Genomic DNA, 24513 nt, shown 5'->3' on the forward strand with positions numbered 1-24513 from the left:
ATGACCACCACACTCGCCGACCACCTCAGGTCGCTACCCGACGACACGCTCGCCGCCCTGCTGGAGCTGCGTCCCGACCTGGTCGTCCCGGTACCGGCCGACGTGTCCGCGCTGGCCGTACGGGCCCAGTCCCGGGTGTCGGTCGCTCGCGCCCTGGACGGGCTGGACCAGTTCACCCTCCAGATCCTCGACGCGGCCCGGTTGACCCGTGATCCGGACAACGAGGGCCGAACCTCCGTCGCGGCGATCCTCGCCCTGGCCACCACCGGCCGAGGTGGGGACCAGGCCGCCGTACGCGCCGCGCTCGACCGGCTCCGCGCACTGTTCCTGCTGTACGGACCGGAGTCGGCCCTCCAGGTGGTGGCCAGTGTCGACGAGGTCTGCCTGCCGTACCCGGCGGGTCTGGGGCGACCCGCGGCGGAACTGGACGAACGGGCAGCGCAGTTGGTGGCGGATCCGGCCCGACTTCGCCGGACCGTGCTCTCCGCTCCGCCCCCGGCCCGGGCGATCCTCGATCGGCTCGCCGCCGGCCCACCGGTGGGGACGCTCCCGGCCGAACTGCTGCACCCGCCGACCACCGACGGTCCAGCCCTACCTACGGTCGACGGGACGGAACTGGACGCGTCCCCATCACCGGTGCGCTGGCTGGTCGAGCACGCGCTGCTGGTCCCGATCCCGGACACCGGGGCCACCGCCCGGGGTGCCGCCGTGGAACTACCCCGCGAGGTAGGACTGCTGCTGCGCCGCGACTGCGGCCCGCTCGGCCCGCTGCGCCCCCAACCACCGGTGCCGGCCGCCACAGCCCGGGAACCGAAGGCCGCCGACTCCGCCGGGGCCGGTCAGGCGATGGAGACGGTACGGCACACCGAGGCGCTGCTGGAGGCGCTCTCCGCCGAACCCGCCCCGGTGCTGCGCTCGGGCGGAATCGGCGTACGTGAGCTGCGCCGGCTGGCCCGCACCACCGGGCTGGACGAGACCACCACGGCGCTGCTGCTGGAGGTCGCGCACGCCGCCGGGCTGACCGGGGAAGCCGACCTGCCCGGGGCCACCACCACTCGTACCGGGGCCGACCAGCAGGTGCTGCCCACCGCCACGTACGAGGTGTGGCGCAGCGGCTCGCTGGCGCAGCGCTGGGACCACCTGGCCCGGGCCTGGCTGGCCATGCCCCGACAGGCGGGCCTGGTCGGGCAGCGCGACGACCGGGACCGTCTGATCACCGTGCTCTCCAGTGAGGTGGACCGGGCCGCCGCACCGGCCGTCCGGCGGGCCGTACTCGGGGTGCTCGGCGCACTTGACCCGGGGGGTGCACCCACCGCCGACGAGGTGCTCGAACTGCTCGCCTGGCACGCCCCGCGCCGCAGCAAGGGGCGCGAGCCGGCGCACCGCGAGGCGCTGACCGAGGCGGCCCGCCTCGGCGTCACCGGCCTGGGTGCGCTCACCTCGTACGGCCGACTGCTGCTGGCCGAGGCCCTGGCCGGGAGTGCCCGTGCGGCGGCGGCCAGCGACGACCCGCTCGGCCGACGGGCCGAGCCGGGCGCACCTGCGGACGAGGCGGCCACCACGGTCCGGGCTCTGGACGCGCTCTTGCCCGCCCCGGTCGACCACTTCCTGATGCAGGCCGACCTGAGCGTGGTGGTGCCCGGCCCGCCCGAGCCGATGCTCGCCGCCGAGTTGGAGGTGGTGGCCGAGCACGAGTCGACGGGTGGGGCCAGCGTGCACCGGGTGACCGGGGCGAGCCTGCGCCGGGCGCTGGACGCCGGGTACGCCGCCGACGACCTGCACGCCCTGTTCCAGCGCCGGTCCCGGACCCCGGTGCCGCAGACGTTGACCTACCTGGTCGACGACGTGGCCCGTAAGCACGGCGGGCTACGGGTCGGCTCCGCCGGGGCGTACGTCCGCAGCGACGACGAGGCACTGCTCACCGAGGTACTGGCGGACCGGCGACTGGCCGCACTGTCCCTGCGGCGGCTGGCCCCGACGGTGCTGAGCACCCCGTACCAGGTGGGCCGAATGCTGACCGCGATGCGGGAGGCGGGCTACGCCCCGGTGCCGGAGGACGCGACCGGTGCCGCGGTGCTGACCCGGCCGAAACCGAGCCGGGCACCGGCCCGGATGTCGGTCGCCAACCGGGTCACCGACCCGCTGGCCACACCGAAACTCACCGCACCCCGACTGCTCGGCATCGTCGAGCACATCCGGCGGGGCGACGCCGCCGCCCGTGCGGCCCGCCGCGCCCCGGCCTCGGTCCGGACGATGAACGGTCGGGGTGGTGCCGAACCCTCCCAGAGCCAGGCCCACACCCAGGCACTCGCCGTCCTACAACAGGCGGTCCGCGACAAGGCGTTGGTCTGGGTCGGGTACGTCGACGCACACGGGGCCACCACGTCCCGCCTGGTCCGGCCGGTCTCGATGAGCGCCGGATACCTGCGGGCCGAGGACGACCGGAGCGAGATGCTGCACACCTTCGCCCTGCACCGGATCACGGCAGCGGTGTTGGAGGAGTAGCCGGGGCTGATGCGGCGCGGGTTCAGTTTCGTCGGCTGCGCCGCGGCATCTGGTCAGTTTCGTCGGCTGCGACGGACCGTGCCGACGATGGAGATGAGGAGCAGCAAGGCGAAGGCACTGCCGGCCGCCTCGCCGACCGAGTCGACGAACCCCTGCTCCAGCACCAGCCAGCCGAACAGGAACCAGCCGAACAGGATCCCCCCGGCCAGCGAATACCAGACGATGGTGGCGCGGGAGACCGGTTCGTTGGTGGGCGGCTGGGGGTGTGTCTCACGACCAGACGGCGCGACCGGCTTGGCGGTCCGCTGCTCGTCGTTGGTTCGCAACTCGTGGTCGACCGTCATCCATCCTCCCCACCTGTGCGTTTCCCCTGTACCCAGACTCGCACCCGAGAAGCCAATTCGACAGGGGTGGATTCCCTGAGTGCCGGCTCTCCGACAACTACCTCCTCTCTGTCCCTAACGGGGTAGACGCGTTTTCGGCACTCGCTGATCGACTCCGCAGGGTCACCCCGCCTCGACCAGGACGACGACGGACCAGCACGGCGGAAGCGGAGAAGGGACAACCGCAGTGGTACGCCGCCCCGGGCGTTCGCAACCCGGGTAGTAGGCCGATCGGCAACTCCGGCATGACGACCTGTGACCACCCCGGTACATACGCTGCCGCAGGTACTCGTCATACGAGCGAAGGGATCCTCGATGTACGTCCGTCACCTGCTTGCTGTCACCGCATCCGTCCTGGCCGGGGGCTTCGGGCTGGCCGCACCGGCAGCCGCACACGTCACCGCCCAGCCAATCGCGGCCAGTGTCACCACCATGAGCGCCGGCCGACTCGGGGCCAGCGTCGCCGCCGTACTGGGGTTGGCCGGTGTGGTCGTCGGCGGACTGGCTCTGGCCCGCCCCGCCGGTCGTACGCGCGGATTCGGGCGACTCCGTGCCCCAGTGGCCCTGGTGGCGGGGCTGATCGGCATGGCCCTCGGTGGGCTGGTCGTGACCACCTCCGACAGTGGTATCGGCACCGGCAACGGGCGAGGTGGCGCCTACGTGGCCCTGTTGGTGGGACTGGTCGCCGTCATCCTGGGTGGGCTGGCCCTGGTTCGCTCCCGCCGCGCCGCCTGACCAGCCGGCCCCGGGGCCCAGGTCAGGAGCGGGCGAGCCAGCCGGGAACGGTCAGGCCGGACTCGTACGCGAGGATCACCAACTGGGCCCGGTCCCGGACCTGGGTCTTGGTCATGATCCGGCTGACGTGCGTCTTCGCGGTGGCCGGACTCAACACCAGCCGCGCCGCGATCTCATCGTTGGACAGGCCGGCGGCGACCAGTGCCATCACCTCACGTTCCCGCTGGGTGAGCGCGCTCAGCCGAGGCCCCGGGTCCGGGTGGCTGACCCGGGCGGTGAACTCGGAAATCAGCCGGCGGGTGATCGACGGCGCGATCAGCGCGTCACCGCGCGCCACCACTCGCACCCCGTGGATCAGCTCCGCTGGCTCGGTGTCCTTGACCAGAAAGCCGCTCGCGCCGGCCTGCAGCGCACCGTAGACGTAGTCGTCCAGGTCGAACGTGGTCAGGATGATCACACGGACATCGGAGCTCGCGGCGATCTCCCGAGTGGCAGCCAGGCCGTCCAGTCCGGGCATCTGAATGTCCATGAGAACGACATCCGGCCGCACCTGCCGGGTCAGCCGCACCGCCTCGGCACCGTCGGCAGCCTCACCCACCACCGCTATGCCGTCCTCACCGTCCAGGATGGAACGGAAACCGGCGCGTACCAGGGTCTGGTCGTCGGCGAGCAGCACCCGGATCATGCTGACGCCCCCACGGATACCGGCCCTGGCCGTAGCCGCAGGCGGGCATGAACCCGGAACCCGCCGTCCGGCCCGGGGCCTGTGGTCAGCGACCCGCCCAGCGCCCGGGCCCGCTCACCCATACCGAGGATCCCGTTGCCGGGCGGGCCCGATACGCCGCTGCCGTCGTCTTCGACCTCCACCAGCACGTCGTCGCGGTCCGGTCGGACCCGGATGACTGCGGTGGTCGCGCCGGCGTGGCGGGCCACGTTGGTGAGCGCCTCCTGAACGATCCGGTACGCCGCCAGGTCGACTTCCGGCGGCAATGGCGGGGTCTCGGTCAGCTCGGTACGGATCGCCAACCCGGACCGCTCGGCCATCGCAACCAGCTCGTCGAGGCGGTTCAGCCCGGAGGTGGGAGTAGTCGGCGTCTCGCCCTCCTGCCGCAGAATGCCCAGCGCCATGCGCAACTCCCGCAACGTCTCCTTGCTCGTCTGCTTGATCGCGATCAGCGCCTGCTCGGACCGGGCCGGGTCGGGGCGGTGCAGCGCGGCACTGGCCTGCACGTTGATCAGCGAAAGGTGATGGCCGAGAACGTCGTGCAGTTCGCGGGCGATGCGCAGCCGCTCCTCGGTGGCCCGGCGTCGGGCCTCCTCCTCAGTACGCTGCTCTGCGGCGAGCGTCCGGGCCTGCGCCTCGGCAAGGTAGGCCCGGCGGTTGCGAGTCACGCCGACGATGACGGCGACGAGCCATCCGGCGTGCAACAACGTCGCCCCGTTCGCGGTCCCCTCGGTCTTGTTGTAGCTGTCCGCGGCGGCGAAGGCGACCACCGAGGCCAGCCCGAGCCCGATGGCGAGGGCGAGGCGCCCCTCGTCGACAACGGTGTAGAGCGCCACGACGAACACCAGCATGATCGGCCCTGGCCGGTGCAGCAGCGCTCCGTAGATGCCGACGGCGGCCAGCGCCGCCACACCCACCGCCACCGGATAACGGCGGCGAAAGCAGAGCGCGCCGGAGGATGCCAGCACGACCAGAAGCGCCGCCCAGTCAGCGGCGGTGTCGATGCCGCGAGACTGCACAACGAGGCCGACGAGGGCGACCAGGCCGACCACCAGCACCAGGGCGGCGTTCGCCACCCAACCGTGCCATCGCCACCTCAGCATGTGTCGAAGCCTAATCTTCGCCAGGTGGGTGTCCGAGGTCCGGCGGTCGAAGATTGCCGCTGGGGCAGCGCCCAGGCCGGGCTATCCGGGCTGGCGCCGATCGGGCCTTCTGGGCTACGGGCGCACGTTCCTGCGTAACCGCCAGCCCAGAGTCGTCCAGCACATCCCCCAGATCAGGAAGAACGGCGACCACAACCACAGATCCCACTGCGCCAGTTCGCGGGCCAGCGCGGCATGCTCGGTTGGGGGTGGGCGTACTCCGGTCAGCAGTAACACGTCACCGACGAAGCCGAATCCCAGCACGCCAACCGATCGAGCGATCACGAAGACCCCGAGTGTCCAGGTGATCGCAAGCAACAGCCGGCGCGGCACCGTCGGCAAGTCACGGCGCAGACTGAGCAACGCAACGACGACACCGATCAGCACGGCACCTGCCAGCACCCAGTGACCTGCCACAAACAGCGGATCACGGGCGAGCAGCCCGATGACGACGACCCCGAGGACGCCGTGGTATCACTGCCAACCCACGCCGATGCCGATGAACCCGTCCACGATCATGACCACCGCGCCGGCCCCGGCAGCCAGTGTCATCCCCACCAGCATCAGCAGCATGAGTGGCCTCGGCACTCGGCCCCCCAGCGCCGTGACCGTAGCCAGGACGAGACAGGCACCCAGCAGCCCAAGCGCTCGCACACCACTGTGCGGGGCCACGTCCATGACCTCGCGGGCGTACCGTTCGTGCTCGGCGGCCGACACGACCGGCCCACTCGGTAACCCGAGCCTGGCTTGTAGGGCGAAGGCTGCTTTACCGGCGGCGTAACTGAGGAACACCACCGCCGTCGGATACGCGGGCCAGCGCCGCTGGAGATCAACACCATCCATAGCTGCGAACGTAGCCACGGCAGGCCGATCGACTCGTCCGAGCATGAGGGAACCGACTCCCCACAGGGGGAATCGGCGGTTGCACAGGCTTCACCTGCGTCCATACGTCAGTTGTCGACCCGACGTGACCGCACTCGTCCAGGCGGTGCCACGCTGGCAGTAGTCGCCGTTTCGCGACCACCCAGCGGGAGTGGTCGCGAAACGGTCACCCGACTACCGGAAAGACGCGGCGTGGTCCACGGCCCACTGACCGAAGGTGCGGGCTGGCCGACCCGTCAGTCGTGGCACCACAGCGGCCCAATCCTCGTTGACCGGAGCAGGATCGCGGGCGGAGTCGGCCCAGATCCCGAACAACCAGTCGACGACCTCGGCCGGATACCCGTCCTGGATCCACTGCTCGCGGGCCTGCACCGGATCGTGCTCCTCGAACCTGACCTTCTCCCCGAGAGCAGCGCCGATCAGCCGCACCTGCTCGGCAACGGTGAGGGCCTCCGGTCCCGCGAACGTGTACGTCATGCCGGCGTGGCCATCCTCGGTCAGGACCGTCGCGATCACCTCGGCGATGTCGGCCTCGTGCGTCGGCTGGGTGACCGCGGCACCGTATGGCCGGCGCACCAGCCGCTGCGTGCGTACCGCTGGCGCCCAGTCGAGCCAGTTGCCGGCGAACTCGCCCGGCCGCACGATCGTCCATTCCAGGCCGGATTCCTGTGCGGCCCGTTCGACGGGCAGGTAGCCGTCATCGCCCCAGACGTCGCTGTCGGCCAGCGCTCCAGAGAGGACCACGATTCGGCGTACGCCAGCGGCCCCGGCCATCGCGACCACCTCAGCCGCCGTCTGCGGGGCTACCGGGAATAGGTACATCCGCTCGACCGACCGCAGCGCGTCGCGCAGCGTCGCGGGCTGTTCGAGGTCGCCCGCAAACAGTTCCACCTCGTCGGGCAGGCCAGCCGTCGCTGGCCTACGGGTCAGGGCGCGGACGGACTGACCGGCCCGGAGCAGTTCGCCCACAATGCCTCGCCCCATGAATCCGGTCGCCCCGGTCAGCAAAATGGTCATGCGGCTGCTCCCGTCCGTGCCGAGGGCCGAAAGTCGGCCGCATGATCAAGGGCCCACTGGGCGAAGGTGCGCGGTGGCTGTCCGGTGATCCGCTGGTAGGTGTCGGTGGCGGGCAGCAGCTCCGGCCCCTCGACGGCGGCGGCCAGCAGCTCGATCAGCCAGGAGACGGTCTGCTGGTCGTACCCGTCGTCCAGCCATTGTTCGCGGGCCTGCTGCGGGCTCAGCTCCTCGAAGCGGATCTCCTGCCCGACCGCCGCTCCGATCGCCGTCGCCTGCTCCGCCTGGCTCACCCTCGCCGGTCCGGTGAGCGTGTAGGCCGCGCCGAGGTGGCCGTCGCCGAGCAACGCTGCGACCGCCACGTCGGCGATGTCGGCCTCGTGCACCCAGGGAAAGCCGGCTGCGGCGTACGGCGCACGCACCATCTGCTCGCGCTGAATCCGGGCGACCCAAGCAAGGGCGTTCACGGCCAGCAGGCCCGGGCGTACGTGGGTCCACTGCGCGCCGCTGGCCTCCACGGCCCGTTCGACCGCCCGATGCGCCAGCCGTTCCTCGGCGAGGTGCCGCCGCAACGCGCTGATGTCGGGGTCGTCTGGAGCGTCGTCGGACTCGAATGCGGCTGCGGCGGCCGAATGCACCACGAACCTGTGTACCCCGGCTCGCACCGCCAGGTCCACGAACCCATTCCCCGGTTCGCTGTCGACATCGACGAAGGGGAACAGGTAAACGCGCTCGATTCCGCCCAGAACCGCAGGCCAGGTCTCGGGCCGCTGGAAGTCACCCTCGATCACGTCGACACCGGCACGTGGCGTGAATGCCTGCGGCCGGCGGGTCATGGCCCGCACCGGGCAACCCGCATTCACCAACTGGTCCACCACGTGACGGCCGGTGTTCCCGGACGCGCCGGTCACTAGGATTGTCATGTTGCTCCTTTCCGGATCCCTGGATGGCGCAATAGACCGCCGTCGTACCCGGCCAAGGTTCACGGCGGCGGTCACCAGGGACGATAGGCGGATTTCCACGCGCCCGCACATAGCACATATGTACGATCAGGCACCGATATCGGCGCTCGCCTTCCGGTTACGACGAGCGTCGACTTTGGTCGGGGCGTACTCGCAGGTTGGCCGTAGTTGGCGAGCCCGGCGGGCGGCGAGCCTTGGAGCGTCTCATTGAGCGCACGTCCCGGAGGACCCCCGATGCCCGCACCGCCCCCGGCCCGGCCCCGCGCCGGGCGACTCCTGCTGGCCCTCGGCCTGGTCCTGCTGTCGCCGCTATACGCGGAATCGCTTTCCGGCTACGACGTCAGCACCGGCGATCCACTCGCCCTGCTGGGCGGGTTGCTGATCCTGGGGCCGCTGTACGGCTGCCCCGCGCTGCTCATCCGAGAACTGGCCCGCCGGTACGACGTACGGTGGCCGGGCATCCTCGCGTTGGCGACGGCGGCCGGGCTGCTCCAGGCCGGGGTCATCGACCAGAGCCTGTTCAGCATGTCCTACCGCGACATCGACTACTGGGACGACATGCTGCTGCCCACGCTGATCGAGCCGCTGGGGTTCGCGCCCTACCTGGCGATCTCCTTCGTCGTCGGTCATGTCGTCTGGAGTTTCGGCGCACCCATCGCACTCACGGAGGCACTGGCCGGGCACCGGGCAAAGACTCCCTGGCTGCGCTGGCCGGGACTGCTCGTGGCGACCATGCTCTACCTCGCCGCCGCCGCGTTGATCCTCGGCAGTCACCTGAAGACCGAGGACGACCACGCCTCGGCCGCCCAGATCGGCGTTACTCTCCTGGTCGTCGCGCTGCTGGTCGCCGGGGCGTTCACCCTCGGGCGGCGGCCCGTGCCGACCCGACACGAACGGGCACTGCCACCGCCATACGCGATAGGTCTACTCAGCCTGGTCGGTGCGCTCACATTCGACTTCCTGCCGTCCACCTGGGCTGGGGTCACCGGCGGGGCCGCGCTGCTCGCCGCCGGTGCCGGGCTGCTGGCGTACGTCTCCCGGTCGACCCACTGGGATGGGCGCTACCTCGTGGCAGTGGCCGGGGGCGCGGTGGTCGCGAGGGCTCTCGTGGCGTTCCTGGCTACCCCGCTCGGTGATGTCCCGCCGCTACCGAAGTACGCGCACAACACCGTCTTCCTGCTGGGCTCCCTGGCATTGATCACGTGGGCCTACCGGCGCAGTCGGGCTGGCCGGACCGGTCGACTCGGGGCGGAGGTTGCGTAACCTGTCCGGGTCAGAGGTCGCGGAAGTTCGCGCCGTTCTCCATAGAGGACTGTGGGCGGCTCGCCGCCGAGCGAAGTGCGCTTCGAGCCGCCCGCGTCTGGTCGGGCGATCAGGGCGAGACGCCGCCGACCTTGACCATGCCGATGGTGATCCGGTCACTGGTACTGCCGAAGACCACCTTGAGCGCGAGTGTCAGCGTGCCGCTCGGGGTGAAACTGGTCGGCACGGTGTAACAGTTGGCCGTCGGGGTGGTGCGGTCGGTGCTGTCGTCCACCCGTACCGTCGCCGAGTTGGGGGTGGTCATCTCGGTGACCCGGGTCTGGCTGATGTAGGTGGTCCCCACCATGCTCGTGCTGATGGCGTAGCACACGTCGATCGAGGTGATTGCGGCGTTGTCCCAGGGCAGCCCGAGATTCAGCCACTGGAAGTCGCCCTCACCGATGACCTGCTGCGGCGTCAGCACGATGGCGGTGGACGGGCAGCAGTATGGTCCGGCCGTGAACTTGGCGGTGGCTGGGCCGGACGGCCCGTTGGCGGTCGCGCCAAGCGGGCTGTATCTGGCCTGCATCGATACTCCCTGTACCGAGCCGGAGTCTTCGGCGTTGGCCGACGGCGCGATGGCGAGCAGGCTGCCGGCCAGCAGACCAGCGAGTCCGGCGGCGAGTGCGGCCAGGACGGTTCGTGGACTACGCACCATGAGTTTCAACAGAGCCTCCCTGACGAAACAGGCTGTGGCCACCCCGCCCCGGCATCCGATCCGGCAGCCAGCACATCGAAGACTGTCAAAGTCTTGGAATCGCGTCCAGCGCCGTACGACCGCACCAACTTCCGCGATCCGCGAGACACAACAAACCGCCACGACCCGGTTACTTCCGGAGTCGCCCCGGTCAGCAGCGGTTGCGCCGGAAACCGGATGAACCAAATCCGCCACGGGTGGCGATAGTCCATTCGTGCAGTGGATTCGTAACCGGAGCGTCCCGCCCCCGACGGAGGAGAGCGGCGACGCCGACCTGCTACGCGCGGTGGCCGGTCGACAGGTCGAGGCATTGCGGCTGCTGCATCGACGACATGCACCATGGCTACGGTCCCGGTTGGCCCGTCGGTGCGCCGACCCCGACGTGGTGGATGCGGCCGTCCAGGACACGTTCGTCGCCATCTGGCGCGGCGCCCATCGTTTCACCGAGACCAACAGTGACGCCGCAGCCTGGATCTGGACGATCGCCATCCGCCGACTGTTGTCCACCCTCCGGGGTGCCGGCTTCCGCTGGCAGAGCACCCCGGTTCCGGAGATACCCGAGCAGTCCCGTACCGCTCCCTCAGCCGAGGAGGTCGTGCTGCTCGGCATCCAACACGGGGACCTGGGCGGCGCACTGTCCCGCCTGTCACCGGAGCTACGGGCGGTCATCCAGGCGACCGTGCTGGACGGCCTGACGGTACGGGAGGCAGCCGCGCTACTCGGTGTTCCGGAAGGTACGGCTAAGACCCGGCTCATGCGGGCCAAGGCGCGACTGCGGGAGTACCTGACATGACGGGAGGAGCCCCGATGACCTGGCATGTTCCACCGGATCTGCTCGTCGAGTACGACACCGGCCGGCTTGACCCGGCCCGGGTTATGGCGGTCGAGGCACACCTGGCCCGATGCTCCGACTGCCGCAACGCCGTACCGGCCGACGAGGCATGGCTGGACCGTAGTTGGGACGCGCTGCTGGAGGTGGTGGACAGTCCACGGCGCAGCCCGTTGGAGTGGCTGTTCGCCCGGCTCGGCCTGCCCGAGCACCGGGCCCGGCTGCTGGCCGCCACACCCGCCCTACGTCGAGCCTGGCTCACCGCCACGGTGGCGGTGCTCGCGTTCGCCGTACTCGCCGCCCACCTTGCCGAGAGCGGGTGGCCGCTGTTGACGTTCCTCCTGGTAGCGCCGGTGCTACCGGTGCTGGCGGTGGCGACCGCGTACGGCCCTCGGGTCGATCCGATGCACGAGATCACCGCAACGACGCCGACTGCCGGACCGGGGATGGTGCTGTGGCGTGCGATGACCGTGCTGATCGTCTCCCTGGGCCTGGGCGCGATCGCGTCGATGTTCCTGCCACCGGTCGGCTGGCTGGCGCTCGCCTGGTTGTTGCCCGCGCTCTTCCTATGCCTGGGCAGCCTCGCCCTGGCCACCGTCCTGCCATTGCAGGTCGCCGCAGGTGGGCTCGCCAGCGCCTGGCTGGTCACCGTCATGACACTGCTGGATCGCAGCGGCGACCTGTCGCACGCCCTGACCGCCCGATACCTCTTCGAGCCGGTCGCGCAGACCGGTTTCCTGGTGGCAGCCGTCGGCGCTGCCGTCGTCCTGACCGTGCGGCGTCGCCGCCTCGACGTTGGAGAACCACGTTGACAACTACCGTGACGATCCGAGGGCTCGGCAAGCGGTACGGCAGCCGGCCGGTGCTCGATCAGCTCGACCTCGACATCGGCCCCGGAATCACCGGGCTGCTCGGTCCGAACGGCGCGGGCAAGACCACGCTGCTGCGGTGCCTGGCGACCGCCCTCGCCGCCGACAGTGGCCAACTCAACATCCTCGGCTACGACCCGAGCCAGGCCGCGCAGCGTACCGAGCTGCGGCGGCGGATCGGCTACCTGCCGCAGGACCCGGGCTTCTACCCGAACTTCACCGTGTTCGGCCTGCTCGACTACGTGGCGATCCTCAAGGAGCTGACCGACCGCCGGCAGCGACACCGGGAGGTACGCCGGGTGCTGGACGAGGTCGACCTCGCCGATCGAGCCAGGACCAAGGTACGGAAGCTCTCCGGTGGCATGCGTCAGCGGTTGGGCGTCGCCCAGTGCCTGCTGGCCGATCCCAAGCTGCTCATCCTCGACGAGCCCACCGTCGGCATCGACCCGGAACAGCGGATGCGTTTCCGGGCGCTCATCTCGCGGCTCGGCGAGCAGCGCACCGTACTGCTGTCGACCCACCAGACCGAGGACGTGGGGGCGCTGTGCGAGCGGGTGGTGGTCCTGCTCCATGGCCGCGTGGTTTTTGACGGTACGCCGGCCGGGCTCGCCGGTCAGGCCAGTGGTCAGGTGTGGCTGTCGACGGACCCGCCGGAGGGAGCAACGCTGTACTGGCGTAACGCCGACGGGCGCTACCGGACGCTCGGCGACCAGCCCGACGGTGGCACACCGGCCGAGCCGACGATCGAGGACGGATACCTGCTGCTGGTCGGCGAACACCGGGCGGCTGACGCGTCGGCGGTGACCCGATGAAGGCGCTGGCGCTGGCCGAGGTCCGGCTGCTGCTGCGTAGTCCGATCGTCTGGGGTGCCCTGGTCCTGGCGCTGGCGTTGGGCGTCACCCTCGGCTGGACCCGGCTGCCGGACTGGGAACGGTTCGCGATGAACGCCGGCACGGCCTCGCTGCTGTTGGGTGCCGGGCTGTTGCTGGCCGGCCATCTGGCGGTCAGCCGCGACCACCGCGCCGGGGTGGTCGAGAGTCACGCTGTGCTGCCCACCCCGCTTCGGCGGCGTACGGTGAGTTTGCTGGCACTGGCACCGGTCGCCGCACTGGCCGGGGTGCTGCTGCTCGGGGCGCTACTGCTCAGCCTGCTGCCGGATTGGCCGGCAGGGCGACTGGACTGGCCGAATCTGCTGGTCGTGGTGGTGGTTCCGGTGCTGGCCGTCAGCGTCGGGGTGGCCATCGGTCGGTGGTTGCCGGCGACCGCGGCCGGGCCGCTCGGGCTCATCGTCAGTGCGGCGCTGGTGCTCGCCCTGCCCGGCCTCGGTAATGGGGACAGTTATCTGGGTTTATGGCTCTCCCCGGTCCTGATGGACCGGAACTGGGCACCGGGGGCACCCCAGCCCACCGGTTGGCATCTGCTCTACCTGGTCGCGCTGGTGGTCTTCGTCGGTGCGGTGCCCCTACTCCGGCACTGGCGGATACTGCCGGCGCTGGTCGGGGTGCTTGCCCTGACGCTGGCGGCATCGACGGTCGGCCCGCAACTGTCCGCGACACCCCGGGCGATCAGCGCTGAGATGGAGGAGCCGTACACCGGGGAGGCGGCGCTGGTGTGTCAGCGCCACAACGAGGTGCGCTACTGCGCCCTGCCCGGTTACGAACGGTGGATCGTACGGTGGCGGGAGGCGGTGGCACCGGTCGTCGTCGTGTTGCCGCCCTCGGTCCGCGCCGACCTACCCCGGGTACGGCAATTCGCCTACTCCTTCTACGAGTCCCAGAGCCCGGCCGACGTCGCCACCGACCTGATCTGGGGACGGCAGGGTCGTTGGGCTGCTGACTCCCGAGCCCAACTGGCTACCTCGTTCGCCGCTACGATCGTCGGTCTGCCTGGTCTGTGGACGGCCGATCCTGCCATCCGGCTCCGGGGGTGCTCGGCCAGCGGGCAGGCCCGTACGGTCATCACGCTGTGGCTGGCTGCGCAGGCACTGCCCGACGGCGCGGCCCTGCTACGGGCACATCGGCTCGGCCTCTTCCCGAGCCGCTACGGCCAGCCGGAGATCGACGCGGCCCTGGCGTTGCTCAACCTGCCACGGCAGCAGGTGGCCGGCATCGTAGCGGCTGGCTGGGACCGGCTGACGGCACCAACGGCCGGCTTCGACGTACTCACTGCCCTCGGATTACCGGTCGCGGCCAACGTTTCGCCCGGTACGACCAGCGCCTCACCCGATGCCGACGGTACGGCCAACGCCTCACCCAGCACGGCCAGCGCCTCACCCGATGCCGAGAAGATACGTTGCCCGTGATGTTGCGCGCCCGACAGAGCCTTCTGCTGCTCCGGCCGCTGGCGCTCGCCATACCGTGGGGGCCGCTGGCACTGGCCGCCGGGCTCTCCGCCCTGATTCTGTTACCGGCGCTGCTGGACGATCCTGCCCCGTACGCCGCGCTGCTCGAACTCCGGCTGGCCGCAGTGCTGCTCGGTGCTGGGGCGTCATTCGCGATGACCGACCGGATGGCTCCCACCGTCGTCCCGGCCACACCGCGCTGGCTGCGGCAGTGGCTACGGCTGGTTATCGTGGTCGTTCCGGCCACGCTGACGTGGCTGGCGCTGCACTCGATCGCCGTCGTGGTGCTGGGTGCCGATGCCACGGCACCAGCGGGCGACCTCGCGGTGGAGGCGCTGGTGTGCGGGTTGGCCGGCGTGGCGGGTTCGGCGGTCGCCGCCCGCTACCGGCACACATCGACCGGCGCACTCGCCGGGCCGATGACCCAGTTCACTCTCGCCGCATTCACCTTTTTCATCGACAGGCAGAGTTCGCCGTGGCTGCCGCCGGGTAGCCCGAACTGGTCAACTGTCCACCGCTACTGGTTGCTCGGTTTGCCGATCATCGGCCTCACACTTTTTCTGGTCAACCGGGACACCTGGCCGATACGGCATCGACTGCTCGCTTGCCTTCCGCGCCGTACCGGCGGTCCACATCAGGTTCGATCGTGACCACGCTGAGCGACGGGAGAAAAGCGAATGCCGAGCGGCCCTTCGATGCGTACTGTGCCGGCCATGTCCCGCGTAGAGGTACGGCCGTTCGAGGCCGCTGATCTTGCCGCCTGCGGCACCCTCCTGGCCGAGCGGCACCGCCAACACCGCATCGCAGAGCCGCTGCTCTCCCCCCGTTTCGAGGACGCCGACGCCGCTATCGCGGAGCTGACCACCGCATTCGAGGGTGCGGGTGCGTCCGGGGCGGTCGCGTTCCGCGCCGGCGACCTGGTCGGTTTCGTGCTCGGGGCCCCAAAGTCGTCACCGCTGTGGGGTCCGAACATCTGGGTCGAAGCAGCCGGTCAGGCGGCCACCGACGCCGAGGTGATGCGTGACCTGTACGCATTCGCCGCCACCAGTTGGGTCGCCGAGGGCCACACGGCGCACTACGTCATGGTGCCGGCACACGACGCGGAACTGGTGCACGCCTGGTTCCGCCTCGGCTTCGGCCAGCAGCACGCACACGCCATCCGGCCAGCGTCCAGACCAGCGACGAGCATGGTTCCTCGACTGTCGGTACGCCGGGCCATTCGGGCGGACATCCCGGCACTCGCCCAGCTCGACCTTGAGTTGCCAATGCACCAGGGCCTCTCCCCGACCTTCTCACCCGGCAAGATCGGGACGGTCGAGGAGAACCTCGCCGACTGGACAGAGGACTTCGATGACGACGGGTACGTGACGTTCGTGGCCGAACACGACGGCGAGGTCATCGGCTCGGCCATCGGATGCGCGTTGGAGAAGTCGAGCGCACACCTCGGCCCGGCCCGCCCGGACAATGCCGGGTTCCTCGGGTTCGCCGCGGTCTTTCCGCAGGCTCGGGGTGCCGGTGCCGGCCGGGCCCTCGGTGAGGCCATCATCGACTGGGCCGCCGCCAGCGGATTCGACAGTGTGGTCACCGACTGGCGGGTGACCAACCTGCTCTCCTCCCGTACCTGGCCGAAACTCGGTTTCACCGAGACCTTCCTCCGGTTACACCGCATGATCGGCTACTGAACCAGCCACAAGACAAGTACGGCGACACAGCGCCTGCTGTGCCGCCGTACTTGGTATGCAGTTGTCAGGTGCCAGCGCGGTGGCCGAAGGCGTGCACCCGGGTGCCAACCTTGCCCAGCGACCACAGCGTCTTGGCGTCCGCCGGCAGCATGTTGATGCAGCCGTGCGAGCCGACCGGGTTGTGCAGGTAGGTGGTCGCCTCGTGGAAGCCCATTCCCTGGGTGAAGTGCTGCCAGTACGGCATCCACACCTCGTACGGGTCGGACCACTCCTTGATGTTGCGGAAGTTGATTTTGTACGTGCCGGGGGGCGTGGCGAAGTCCTTCATCCCGGTACGGGTGACCGTAGGCTTCATGATCACCTTGCTGCCCTGCATCGCCCAGACGGTCTGCAGGGTCAGGTCGATGCAGAACGTGGTGCCCGTACCGGTCTTGCACTTGGCGGTGTTGGTGCTGGCCAGCCGCCGGGCCACGTCGAGGGTGAGCGGTCCGGCCCGTCCCTCGGCGGGGCGAATGTCGTACCGCTTCTGGAACTTCTTGATGGCCGAGCAGTCCTCGATCGACTGCTTGCCGTCCACCTTCATCCGCCCGAATCCGCCCAGCTTGGCCAGGTACGCCTCGACCTCGCGCTGCTTCTCGCCCTGGGGACAACTCCCCCGATCCGAGGAGGTGGTCTTCGTCGGGGCCGGCTTCTTGACGGTCTTCGTCGGGGCTGGGGTGGTCTTGGTCGGCTTGGGGTTACGCTTGGTCGACTTCTGATCCGGCCCGGCGGTGTCGCTCGCCCCCGATCCACGCTCCGCCTTACTGGCCGGGGCAGGGCGATCAGCCCCGGCCCGTTCCTGCGGATCGAACGTACACGCGCCGGCGCCGACCAGCGTGACCACTGCCAGAGCCAGGACCCGAGCGATCCTGCGAGGTTGGTTCATCCGCCCTCCTCGGACAGCCGCACTCAACAAGACGCATCGAGATACGGGGATGGTTGCGGTCTTTGGAAGAGTTTTCCGGTTCGTTATCTCCCGTGCAAGACTGGAGGGTCACCCAATGTGTGGGAGGAAGCTGGCGTGAGTGGCGGACCGCTGATCGTTCAATCGGACAAGACCCTGCTACTGGAGGTCGATCATCCAGACGCGCGGGCCTGTCGGATGGCCATCGCCCCGTTCGCCGAGTTGGAGCGCTCCCCGGAGCACGTGCACACCTACCGGCTGACCCCGCTCGGGCTGTGGAACGCCCGCGCCGCCGGGCACGACGCCGAGGGCGTGGTCGACGCGCTGATCAAGTTCTCCCGCTACCCGGTGCCGCATGCGCTGCTGGTCGACATCGCCGAGACCATGGACCGGTACGGCCGGCTCCAGTTGGTCAACGACCCCGCGTACGGGCTGGTGCTGCGGGCCCTGGACCGGCTGGTCCTGGTCGAGGTGGCCAAGAGCAAGAAGCTCGCCGGGATGCTCGGCAACAAGATCGATGACGAAAGCATCGCCGTACACCCCTCCGAGCGGGGGCGACTCAAGCAGGCGCTGCTCAAGCTGGGCTGGCCGGCAGAAGACCTGGCCGGTTACGTGGACGGCGAGGCGCACCCGATCGAGCTGGCCGAGGCTGGCAAGGACGGGCGCCCTGCCTGGACCCTGCGGTCCTACCAGCGGGAGGCGGTGGAGCACTTCTGGGCCGGCGGGTCGGGCGTGGTGGTGCTGCCCTGCGGCGCGGGCAAGACGCTGGTCGGGGCGGCGGCGATGGCCGAGGCGAAGGCGACCACGCTGATCCTGGTCACCAACACGGTCGCCGGCCGGCAGTGGAAGCGCGAGCTGGTGGCCCGCACCTCGCTGACCGAAGACGAGATCGGCGAATACTCGGGCGAGCGCAAGGAGATCCGCCCGGTCACCATCGCGACGTACCAGGTGCTCACCTCGCGGCGGAAGGGCGCCTTCACCCACCTGGACCTCTTCGGGGCCCGCGACTGGGGTCTGGTCATCTACGACGAGGTGCACCTTCTACCCGCGCCGATCTTCCGGTTCACCGCCGACCTCCAGGCCCGCCGCCGGCTCGGCCTGACCGCGACCCTCGTACGGGAAGACGGCCGCGAAGGCGACGTCTTCTCGCTGATCGGCCCGAAGCGGTACGACGCGCCGTGGAAGGACATCGAGGCGCAGGGTTGGATCGCCCCGGCCGAGTGTGTCGAGGTACGCGTCACCCTCACCGATGCCGAGCGGATGGCGTACGCGACGGCGGAGTCGGAGGAGCGCTACCGGTTCGCGGCGACCGCCCGCACCAAGCTGCCGGTGGTGAAGGCGCTGGTCGACCGGCACCCCGGTGAGCAGGTATTGGTGATCGGCGGCTACATCGACCAGTTACACCAGCTCGGCGAATACCTCAATGCTCCGATCGTGCAGGGCTCCACCACCAACAAGGAGCGGGAACGCCTCTTCGACGCGTTCCGGTCCGGCGAGATCTCCACCCTGGTGATCTCCAAGGTGGGTAACTTCTCGATCGACCTGCCCGAGGCGGCGGTGGCGATCCAGGTCTCCGGTACGTTCGGCTCCCGCCAGGAGGAGGCGCAACGCCTCGGCCGGGTGCTCCGGCCGAAGGCCGACCGCCGGCAGGCACACTTCTACACGGTCGTGTCCCGGGACACCATCGACACCGAGTACGCCGCACACCGGCAACGCTTCCTGGCCGAGCAGGGGTACGCGTACACGATCATCGACGCCGACGACGTACTCGGCCCGCCCCTGCCCAGCGTGGATTGATCAGGCCGCCCTGATTTTCCGCAGGACGTACCGATCAACGCAGTCCGATTGCGTTTCTTTCGAATTTACGTGACACTTGCAGCATGACAGCCGCAGCCCGCGTCATGGACGAGCAGACGATCCTGCCGGACGCCGCCACTAAGGCGGAGGTAGTAGACCTACTCAAGGTCCTACGCGATCGCGGCCACGACGTCGCGCCAGCGCGAGCACGGCTGGTCAGCGCCGACGGCTCCAGCAGCGTGCCGCTACCCGACAGCCTGCACGACATCCTGGTCAAGGCACTCGAAGCGCTAGCCGGCGGATACGCCGTCACGATCGCGCCGCAGCACACCACCCTCACCACACAACAGGCCGCCGACCTGCTCGGGGTCTCTCGGCCCACGCTGACCAAGCTGCTCGACGACAACAAGATCCCTTACGAACGACCCAACAGCCACCGCCGCATCAAACTCGCCGACCTGCTCGCGTACCAGCAACAGCGTCGACAGGAACGCCGAGGACTACTTCGACGGATGACCACAGAGGGCATCGCGATGGGCCTCTACGACGTTCCAGCAGCACAACAGGAGGATGACCACGGTGGGTCATGAGGATGTTGCGCAACGATAAGATCCCCTGGTGCCGTTCTCAGCATTGCTCGATGCAAACGTCCTGGTGCCAAACGCTCTTCGTGACACTCTGCTAAGGCTCGCCGAGTCCGACTTCTATCGACCACTGTGGAGTCCAGACATCATCGCCGAGACGCGGCGAACCATCCTGCGCCTACGTCCTGACATCGAGCCAAAGCGCCTTGATGCCATGTTCAGCTGCATGGACGAGGCCTTCAGCGATGCTCTGATCACCGGATACGAACCCCTCGTTGGCGGGATGACCAACGACGAGGGTGACCGGCATGTCCTTGCCGCCGCTGTCGTCGGGCGCGCCGACGTAATCGTGACCAGCAACGTCAAGCACTTCCCGCGCCACACCCTCGACCCGCTCAGCATCGAGGCACTGGAGCCGGATCGGTTTCTATGCCTCCAATACGACCTTGCTCCTTCCCTGGTGGTTTACGTCATCAAGGAGCAAAGCGCGGATACAGGCAGATCCGCCGGCAAACCTCGGCTCACCGTCGAAACGCTGCTCAACCAACTCAACACTCTGGGAGTCCCAAAGTTCACGAGCCACATTCGGGGCCACCTGGCAGGCGCCAAGCTGCACCAGAGGGCACCGGAGGTGGCCAGCGCCAAGGCTGATGCAGCCGCAGGGGAACGGGTTAAGACCAGAGAAGGTGCCGCTGACGATCAAGCACCAACAGAGGTCTGATTTGCTTCGAAAGGCAGTAGCCCTGGACTCGGTTGATCCATGCAACCACAGATGCCCCGTAGCCCCCCGACCAGCACCGCCAGTGCTGGCAGCCGCTGGCGCTCCAACAGATGTAGACGCACGAAGGCCCCGCGTCTGCGGGGCTTAAGGCGGGTTCGGAAGCGGGCTTCCTGCCGCCAATCGTAGCGAGAACTCGGTCAGCGGCCGGAGGATTCAGCTACGAAGACGCCTCGACCCGGCCGCCCCACCAGGACACCCCGCTTCCGCAACGTCGCTACCGCGCGGCTGATGGTCGACTGCGAAACGTCGTACACATCAGCCAAGGCTCGGCCAGCGGGCAACTGTGAGCCCGGCGGGTAGGTTCCGTTCTCGATCTTGCTCATCAAATCGTCGAGCAGCTCGTCCATCGTGGGTGGAATAGGCACGCTTTGGCCCCTTGCAGTCGGTTGGCCCACCCAGTATTGATCGACTATGCCGAGATAGGCAACGCATGCACGACAACTGACGTTGCTGACAAATTCGGGTTAGTAGACATGATGACGTCCTTGACATAGGTGACTCAGCGGCAATACGGTCGCTGTCAGTGATGTGGTGCTGCTGCGGTCGGTTGGCGCTGCTCGTACGGGACACGCATCGCTCGTGCCACCGCAATACGTACCTCCCCCCGGTCCCGGGGTGGCCGGACCGCTCTCCCGGCCGGCCACCCCGGGACACCCCGCACACCCACACGGCCCTGTCGTTGTACCCGCCGATCGAGGCTGCACCGGCAGGGCGGGGTGGTCTCCGCCGCACCCGAAACGGCGGAGACCACCCCTTCCACCAGCAGAAAGAGCCTCCGGCAGACGACCGAACGAAGGGCGACACGTGTGCGCACTCCTACGCCGACTACGCGGCAGACGGCGTGACGATCATCAACCGAGACACCTTCGCCACGACACCACCACAAGACCCGCCGGACACCTGACGCTGCGCCCCTGGCAGGTACGCAGCCATCACTTCACCACACGCCGTCGCGGCCTCGACCCAGCCGAGATCCGCGCCTTCCTACACCGGGTCGCCGACGAACTGGCCGTCACACAGACCGCTCTGGTCGCCGTCCAAGAAGAAAACGTACGCATCAAACGCGCGCTGTGGGCCTGGCAGAATGCCCACTCCCCGAGCGGGTACGAACTGGCCCGGCGATGACCAGCCCAGCAACCCGGAGCCGCTGGGTGATCCACCTCCCGATCACCGCGCTGGACCTGCTCCGGGCACGAATCCTCGCGCGTACCGCCGCCCGCCTCCTGGCCCACTTCAGCAGTTGCGTCGACCTGGGTGAGGTCACCGTTACCCGGGAGGACGATCAGGACGTACATCATCGGGTCTTCTGCGACCGGCTGCTCGCGAACGGTGCCCGATGCGCCCTGCCCACCGAACACAGCCGACCCTGCGGTGGTCGATGGCCCCGGCAACCGTACGGCCACAGCCATGACACCCGATAGCAGGGGCGGTTAGCCCTTCGCAGCAAGCCGATCATCCTCTGTCGACTTTCAGGCATCCCAGCGCTCTCGAATCGGCACGCTCCGCTATTGTGCGATCTAGTGCCTGTGACGGTGGCGGGGGAGGCTGCTCATGGCGGAATTGGACGATGGGCTGCAAATCAAGGTAAGTACGGCCGATCTCCGACAGGTCTCCACCCAGCTCAGCGGTGACCGGGCAGCCACACTCGAACCGCGATCGACGCAGGTCAAGACCGACTTTTCTCCTGGTGTGCCGTTCGGTGCCACCTCGGCCAGCGGATACGTCTTCGCCGCGAAGAAGCGGTACGCGCTGGCGCTGGACCGGGCGATAGCCACGCTTGCCGGCTACACCGCCAGAGTGGACCAGATTGCGCTGGCTACCAGCGAGGCAGCAGACAACTACGACGAGGTCGACGCGCTGACCGCCGTACGGCTGGCCGGCAAGGGTCTCCACCACTCTCACACCGACCCGGCCTACCTCCCGAGTGGCACGGTCCCGGCCGCTCCTCCACCGAGCAAGCAACTGCCCATCATGGGACCACCCGTGCCCAAGAAGAACACCGAGGAGCCGGCCGGTGGCCCGGTTGCCCCGCCCTGGTGCACCAACTGGGACGCCTACAACCTGCATGCTCTGTGGCAGATGGTCGAGGGCGACAACATCGAAACCGGTCGCCGCCAGGTGAGCACCTGGGCAGCCGTGGAGTCAGCGCTGGTCGACCAGATCGCCCGGCTGCGCCGGTATCGGCAGACGACAGAGGTCGCCTGGCCCGCGACCAGCAGTCCCGCCGCCCGCACCTTCCTCGCCGAACTCGACGAACTCATCGCCAACATGAGCCGGAGTGAGACCGCTGCTGGCAGGAACAAGCATGCCCTCAACGGCATCATGGACTCCCTGGAGTCGGCGAAGAAGCGGCTGGAGCCGCTGCTCGGGCAATACCAGGGCAAGGCCGACGACATGATGCTGCGCCAACTCGACGGCGCAGAAGACGAGATCAATCGCAAGGCCCGCCAGATCATGGCTGATGCCGAGATCGCGGTCAGCCAACACACCGAATCAATCACCCTTCCGCCTCGTTACAGCCCCAGCCGTGAAGATTTGGCACTGCCCCTACCACCGGGCGGCGGAGGCTCTGGGCCCGGTGGTGACGGTGGTGGTTCGCTCGTGCCGCCGGTGCCGCACCACCCGCCCGCGCCGCTACCCGGGATCAACCCGGTCCTGCCCGACGGGCAGCAGTGGACACCTGGCGGTGGCACCCCCGGCGGTAGTGGCCCGATCCTCGGTGGCGTCGGCGGCGGCACAACTCCACCGACGACAGGTCTGCCGAGCGTCGGTGGCGGGGCCAGCATCGGCGCTGGTGCTGGCGTCGGCATCGGCGGCGGACTCGGCAGCGGTAGTAGCTTCGGTGGCGGCGCATTGCCGCCGGGCGGAATGTATGCCCCGGCCAGCGGAGCGGGCGGCCGAGGCGTCGGCGGCGCTCAGGCGGGCGGTCGAGCCGGCGGCACTAGCTCGGGGATGCCAGGCATGGCAGGCATGGGCGCCGGGGGCGGTAGACCTGGCCGGAACCAGAGTGGTCAAGACTCGAACGGCCGGGCAGACCTGGTGTGGGAAGTAGCCGAAGGAGTGGCCCCCGTGACCGAAGCACCCCGAGGCGAACGTCGTCACGATCTCGGCCCCGGCGTCATCGGGATCAACCGGTGAACCGGCGTCCCACCCGCCATCGGACCAGCCGGGTAATCGTCGCCGCCGTGGCCGCGCTCGCCACCACCTTCGTGGCCGCACCCCCCGCCCAGGCTGACGAAATCCGCGACCAGCAGTGGCACCTCGGCTTCCTCAACATTGCCGAAGCACACCGGATCACGAAGGGAGCCGGGGTCACCGTCGCCATGGTCGACACCGGGGTCGACGCGGGTCACCCCGACCTCATCGGTTCAGTGTTATCCGGCAACGACCTCACCAACGCTAAGGGCGACTTGCCGGATGGGCGGACCGACATCGACGGGCATGGTACCGCCATGGCCGGACTCATCGCCGCCCACGGTCACGGCAACGGGGCCGGCGCCCTCGGCATCGCCCCCCAAGCCAAGATCCTGCCGATTCGCCACGGCGTAACCTCAAGGACGGGTTCTGACGCCGAGGCTGCTATCCGGTGGGCGACCAGCCAGGGTGTCAAGGTAATCAGTCTTTCCCTCGGCGCTGCCGACGACGATGTTGAGATGCGGGAGGTCATCCAGGCGGCGCAGCGGGCTGACATCGTGGTCGTCGCTGCCGCCGGTAACCGCCCCGACGACAAGAAAGTCATCTACCCAGCTGCCTATCCGGGGGTGCTTGCCGTCGGCGGGGTGGACCGCAACGGCCGGCACGCCGAGATCTCCGTCACCGGACCGGAGGTCGTACTCGCCGCCCCCGCCGTCGACATCATGACCACGGGAACCCGTGCCAACGGCGGCAACGGTTATCACCTCGGCCGTGGCACCAGTGATGCCACGGCCATCGTGGCCGGGGCGGTGGCGCTGGTTCGGGCTAAGTATCCGCACCTCAAGGCACCTGAGGTCATCCACCGGCTCACCGCCACCGCTACCGACAAGGGCGCACCGGGCCGCGACGACCAGTACGGCTACGGCATCGTCAACATCGTCAAGGCGCTCACTGCCGACGTACCGCCGCTGCCCGAGGCGAGCCTCGTCCCAGCCAACCCGAACCCGACGTTCCAGGTGCCTGGGCCGGCTCCCAACGCGATCGATGGCCAGAACGGCCAATGGCCAGTGGGCGTCATCGCTGCTATCGGCGTGGGATGCCTCCTGCTGGTCGGGGCCGTCATCGCCGTTGCCGTCCTGCTGCTGCGCCGCCGCTCGCGGACCTGACCCGTCCACTCTCTGTAGCGGCAGCACCACCTCGCCTCGA

General features: G+C 69.0%; 26 protein-coding genes. 16 read left to right on the forward strand and 10 right to left on the reverse strand.

What is annotated here, in order from left to right:
- Entirely contained in the window at nucleotides 1–2505 is a 2505-nt protein-coding gene (locus FHR38_RS10755; RefSeq protein WP_184534535.1) for a helicase-associated domain-containing protein, read from the forward strand.
- A 53-nt stretch (nucleotides 2506–2558) separates the two neighbouring features.
- On the opposite strand, the gene FHR38_RS10760 is transcribed toward FHR38_RS10755, so the two are convergent.
- Complete coding sequence (locus FHR38_RS10760) at nucleotides 2559–2849, reverse strand: hypothetical protein (RefSeq protein WP_184534536.1); 291 nt, start codon at nucleotides 2847–2849, stop codon at nucleotides 2559–2561.
- A 354-nt stretch (nucleotides 2850–3203) separates the two neighbouring features.
- Here FHR38_RS10760 and FHR38_RS10765 point away from each other — a divergent pair, with 354 nt between their 5' ends.
- On the forward strand, nucleotides 3204–3623 hold the full coding sequence (locus FHR38_RS10765; protein WP_184534537.1) for a DUF6223 family protein: 420 nt from the start codon (nucleotides 3204–3206) through the stop codon (nucleotides 3621–3623).
- Between the two features lie 22 nt (nucleotides 3624–3645).
- On the opposite strand, the gene FHR38_RS10770 is transcribed toward FHR38_RS10765, so the two are convergent.
- The 6 genes from FHR38_RS10770 to FHR38_RS10795 form a co-directional block, all read right to left on the reverse strand.
- On the reverse strand, nucleotides 3646–4308 hold the full coding sequence (locus tag FHR38_RS10770; protein WP_184534538.1) for a response regulator: 663 nt from the start codon (nucleotides 4306–4308) through the stop codon (nucleotides 3646–3648).
- On the reverse strand, nucleotides 4305–5450 hold the full coding sequence (locus FHR38_RS10775) for a sensor histidine kinase (protein WP_184534539.1): 1146 nt from the start codon (nucleotides 5448–5450) through the stop codon (nucleotides 4305–4307). Before FHR38_RS10775 ends, FHR38_RS10770 begins: the two co-directional genes overlap by 4 nt.
- 114 nt (nucleotides 5451–5564) lie before the next feature.
- Nucleotides 5565–5891 carry a DUF3995 domain-containing protein gene (locus tag FHR38_RS10780; protein ID WP_221448983.1) on the reverse strand — a complete coding sequence of 109 codons (327 nt, stop codon included), beginning with the start codon at nucleotides 5889–5891 and terminating at the stop codon, nucleotides 5565–5567.
- Nucleotides 5892–5963: 72 nt separating this feature from the next.
- Nucleotides 5964–6332: a hypothetical protein gene (locus tag FHR38_RS10785; protein WP_184534540.1), complete on the reverse strand. Its 369-nt coding sequence runs from the start codon at nucleotides 6330–6332 to the stop codon at nucleotides 5964–5966.
- A 213-nt stretch (nucleotides 6333–6545) separates the two neighbouring features.
- A complete protein-coding gene (locus FHR38_RS10790) occupies nucleotides 6546–7388 on the reverse strand; it encodes an NAD(P)H-binding protein (RefSeq protein ID WP_184534541.1) in 843 nt (280 codons plus the stop codon).
- Nucleotides 7385–8308, reverse strand: a complete 924-nt coding sequence (locus FHR38_RS10795) for an NAD(P)H-binding protein (RefSeq protein WP_221448984.1) — start codon at nucleotides 8306–8308, stop codon at nucleotides 7385–7387. Before FHR38_RS10795 ends, FHR38_RS10790 begins: the two co-directional genes overlap by 4 nt.
- Before the next feature lie 273 nt (nucleotides 8309–8581).
- Between FHR38_RS10795 and FHR38_RS10800 the strand changes: the two genes are divergently transcribed.
- The gene (locus tag FHR38_RS10800; protein ID WP_184534542.1) at nucleotides 8582–9610 is read left to right on the forward strand and encodes an AF_0692 family protein; all 1029 of its coding nucleotides are present in this window, start codon (nucleotides 8582–8584) and stop codon (nucleotides 9608–9610) included.
- Nucleotides 9611–9719: 109 nt separating this feature from the next.
- On the opposite strand, the gene FHR38_RS10805 is transcribed toward FHR38_RS10800, so the two are convergent.
- Nucleotides 9720–10316: a hypothetical protein gene (locus FHR38_RS10805; RefSeq protein WP_184534543.1), complete on the reverse strand. Its 597-nt coding sequence runs from the start codon at nucleotides 10314–10316 to the stop codon at nucleotides 9720–9722.
- 244 nt (nucleotides 10317–10560) lie between these two features.
- On the opposite strand from FHR38_RS10805, the gene FHR38_RS10810 reads away from it, so the two are divergent.
- The 6 genes from FHR38_RS10810 to FHR38_RS10830 all read left to right on the forward strand — a co-directional run bounded on the left by FHR38_RS10810 (nucleotide 10561) and on the right by FHR38_RS10830 (nucleotide 16067).
- On the forward strand, nucleotides 10561–11139 hold the full coding sequence (locus FHR38_RS10810; protein WP_184534544.1) for an RNA polymerase sigma factor: 579 nt from the start codon (nucleotides 10561–10563) through the stop codon (nucleotides 11137–11139).
- Nucleotides 11140–11153: 14 nt separating this feature from the next.
- Nucleotides 11154–11987, forward strand: coding sequence for a zf-HC2 domain-containing protein (locus FHR38_RS32125; protein ID WP_246446445.1), 834 nt, complete (start codon nucleotides 11154–11156; stop codon nucleotides 11985–11987).
- The gene (locus FHR38_RS10815; protein WP_246446448.1) at nucleotides 11984–12856 is read left to right on the forward strand and encodes an ATP-binding cassette domain-containing protein; all 873 of its coding nucleotides are present in this window, start codon (nucleotides 11984–11986) and stop codon (nucleotides 12854–12856) included. Before FHR38_RS32125 ends, FHR38_RS10815 begins: the two co-directional genes overlap by 4 nt.
- A complete protein-coding gene (locus FHR38_RS10820; protein ID WP_184534546.1) occupies nucleotides 12853–14346 on the forward strand; it encodes a hypothetical protein in 1494 nt (497 codons plus the stop codon). The genes FHR38_RS10815 and FHR38_RS10820 overlap by 4 nt, the downstream gene beginning before the upstream one ends.
- Entirely contained in the window at nucleotides 14346–15035 is a 690-nt protein-coding gene (locus FHR38_RS10825) for a hypothetical protein (protein ID WP_184534547.1), read from the forward strand. The genes FHR38_RS10820 and FHR38_RS10825 overlap by 1 nt, the downstream gene beginning before the upstream one ends.
- Before the next feature lie 63 nt (nucleotides 15036–15098).
- Nucleotides 15099–16067 carry a GNAT family N-acetyltransferase gene (locus tag FHR38_RS10830; protein ID WP_184534548.1) on the forward strand — a complete coding sequence of 323 codons (969 nt, stop codon included), beginning with the start codon at nucleotides 15099–15101 and terminating at the stop codon, nucleotides 16065–16067.
- Between the two features lie 64 nt (nucleotides 16068–16131).
- On the opposite strand, the gene FHR38_RS10835 is transcribed toward FHR38_RS10830, so the two are convergent.
- A complete protein-coding gene (locus FHR38_RS10835; protein ID WP_184534549.1) occupies nucleotides 16132–16992 on the reverse strand; it encodes a L,D-transpeptidase family protein in 861 nt (286 codons plus the stop codon).
- 135 nt (nucleotides 16993–17127) lie between these two features.
- Here FHR38_RS10835 and FHR38_RS10840 point away from each other — a divergent pair, with 135 nt between their 5' ends.
- From FHR38_RS10840 to FHR38_RS10850, 3 genes are all read left to right on the forward strand, one after another.
- A complete protein-coding gene (locus FHR38_RS10840; RefSeq protein WP_184534550.1) occupies nucleotides 17128–18807 on the forward strand; it encodes a DNA repair helicase XPB in 1680 nt (559 codons plus the stop codon).
- Nucleotides 18808–18890: 83 nt separating this feature from the next.
- Entirely contained in the window at nucleotides 18891–19397 is a 507-nt protein-coding gene (locus FHR38_RS10845) for a helix-turn-helix domain-containing protein (protein WP_221448985.1), read from the forward strand.
- A 28-nt stretch (nucleotides 19398–19425) separates the two neighbouring features.
- Nucleotides 19426–20112 (forward strand): PIN domain-containing protein, encoded by a 687-nt coding sequence (locus FHR38_RS10850; RefSeq protein ID WP_184534551.1) that lies wholly within the window; start codon nucleotides 19426–19428, stop codon nucleotides 20110–20112.
- 197 nt (nucleotides 20113–20309) lie between these two features.
- On the opposite strand, the gene FHR38_RS10855 is transcribed toward FHR38_RS10850, so the two are convergent.
- The gene (locus FHR38_RS10855; protein WP_184534552.1) at nucleotides 20310–20519 is read right to left on the reverse strand and encodes a winged helix-turn-helix domain-containing protein; all 210 of its coding nucleotides are present in this window, start codon (nucleotides 20517–20519) and stop codon (nucleotides 20310–20312) included.
- A 457-nt stretch (nucleotides 20520–20976) separates the two neighbouring features.
- Between FHR38_RS10855 and FHR38_RS10860 the strand changes: the two genes are divergently transcribed.
- The 4 genes from FHR38_RS10860 (at nucleotide 20977) to mycP (ending at nucleotide 24473) form a co-directional block, all read left to right on the forward strand.
- Nucleotides 20977–21297, forward strand: a complete 321-nt coding sequence (locus FHR38_RS10860) for a DivIVA domain-containing protein (protein WP_184534553.1) — start codon at nucleotides 20977–20979, stop codon at nucleotides 21295–21297.
- Nucleotides 21294–21593: a hypothetical protein gene (locus tag FHR38_RS10865; protein WP_184534554.1), complete on the forward strand. Its 300-nt coding sequence runs from the start codon at nucleotides 21294–21296 to the stop codon at nucleotides 21591–21593. The genes FHR38_RS10860 and FHR38_RS10865 overlap by 4 nt, the downstream gene beginning before the upstream one ends.
- Nucleotides 21594–21723: 130 nt before the next feature.
- The gene (locus FHR38_RS10870; RefSeq protein WP_184534555.1) at nucleotides 21724–23310 is read left to right on the forward strand and encodes a hypothetical protein; all 1587 of its coding nucleotides are present in this window, start codon (nucleotides 21724–21726) and stop codon (nucleotides 23308–23310) included.
- Complete coding sequence (gene mycP / locus FHR38_RS10875; protein WP_184534556.1) at nucleotides 23307–24473, forward strand: type VII secretion-associated serine protease mycosin; 1167 nt, start codon at nucleotides 23307–23309, stop codon at nucleotides 24471–24473. The genes FHR38_RS10870 and mycP overlap by 4 nt, the downstream gene beginning before the upstream one ends.
- The last annotated feature ends 40 nt before the right edge of the window (nucleotides 24474–24513 follow it).

Source organism: Micromonospora polyrhachis, assembly GCF_014203835.1.
GTDB lineage: Bacteria > Actinomycetota > Actinomycetes > Mycobacteriales > Micromonosporaceae > Micromonospora_H > Micromonospora_H polyrhachis.

Bases quoted from the DNA above. Each gene is read 5' to 3' on its own strand.
- FHR38_RS10755 (WP_184534535.1), top strand. From the start codon at position 1: ATGACCACCACACTCGCCGACCACCTCAGGTCGCTACCCGACGACACG.
- FHR38_RS10760 (WP_184534536.1), bottom strand. From the start codon at position 2,849: ATGACGGTCGACCACGAGTTGCGAACCAACGACGAGCAGCGGACCGCC.
- FHR38_RS10765 (WP_184534537.1), top strand. From the start codon at position 3,204: ATGTACGTCCGTCACCTGCTTGCTGTCACCGCATCCGTCCTGGCCGGG.
- FHR38_RS10770 (WP_184534538.1), bottom strand. From the start codon at position 4,308: ATGATCCGGGTGCTGCTCGCCGACGACCAGACCCTGGTACGCGCCGGT.
- FHR38_RS10775 (WP_184534539.1), bottom strand. From the start codon at position 5,450: ATGCTGAGGTGGCGATGGCACGGTTGGGTGGCGAACGCCGCCCTGGTG.
- FHR38_RS10785 (WP_184534540.1), bottom strand. From the start codon at position 6,332: ATGGATGGTGTTGATCTCCAGCGGCGCTGGCCCGCGTATCCGACGGCG.
- FHR38_RS10790 (WP_184534541.1), bottom strand. From the start codon at position 7,388: ATGACCATTTTGCTGACCGGGGCGACCGGATTCATGGGGCGAGGCATT.
- FHR38_RS10795 (WP_221448984.1), bottom strand. From the start codon at position 8,308: ATGACAATCCTAGTGACCGGCGCGTCCGGGAACACCGGCCGTCACGTG.
- FHR38_RS10800 (WP_184534542.1), top strand. From the start codon at position 8,582: ATGCCCGCACCGCCCCCGGCCCGGCCCCGCGCCGGGCGACTCCTGCTG.
- FHR38_RS32125 (WP_246446445.1), top strand. From the start codon at position 11,154: ATGACCTGGCATGTTCCACCGGATCTGCTCGTCGAGTACGACACCGGC.
- FHR38_RS10820 (WP_184534546.1), top strand. From the start codon at position 12,853: ATGAAGGCGCTGGCGCTGGCCGAGGTCCGGCTGCTGCTGCGTAGTCCG.
- FHR38_RS10825 (WP_184534547.1), top strand. From the start codon at position 14,346: ATGTTGCGCGCCCGACAGAGCCTTCTGCTGCTCCGGCCGCTGGCGCTC.
- FHR38_RS10830 (WP_184534548.1), top strand. From the start codon at position 15,099: ATGTCCCGCGTAGAGGTACGGCCGTTCGAGGCCGCTGATCTTGCCGCC.
- FHR38_RS10835 (WP_184534549.1), bottom strand. From the start codon at position 16,992: ATGAACCAACCTCGCAGGATCGCTCGGGTCCTGGCTCTGGCAGTGGTC.
- FHR38_RS10845 (WP_221448985.1), top strand. From the start codon at position 18,891: ATGACAGCCGCAGCCCGCGTCATGGACGAGCAGACGATCCTGCCGGAC.
- FHR38_RS10855 (WP_184534552.1), bottom strand. From the start codon at position 20,519: ATGGACGAGCTGCTCGACGATTTGATGAGCAAGATCGAGAACGGAACC.
- FHR38_RS10865 (WP_184534554.1), top strand. From the start codon at position 21,294: ATGACCAGCCCAGCAACCCGGAGCCGCTGGGTGATCCACCTCCCGATC.
- FHR38_RS10870 (WP_184534555.1), top strand. From the start codon at position 21,724: ATGGCGGAATTGGACGATGGGCTGCAAATCAAGGTAAGTACGGCCGAT.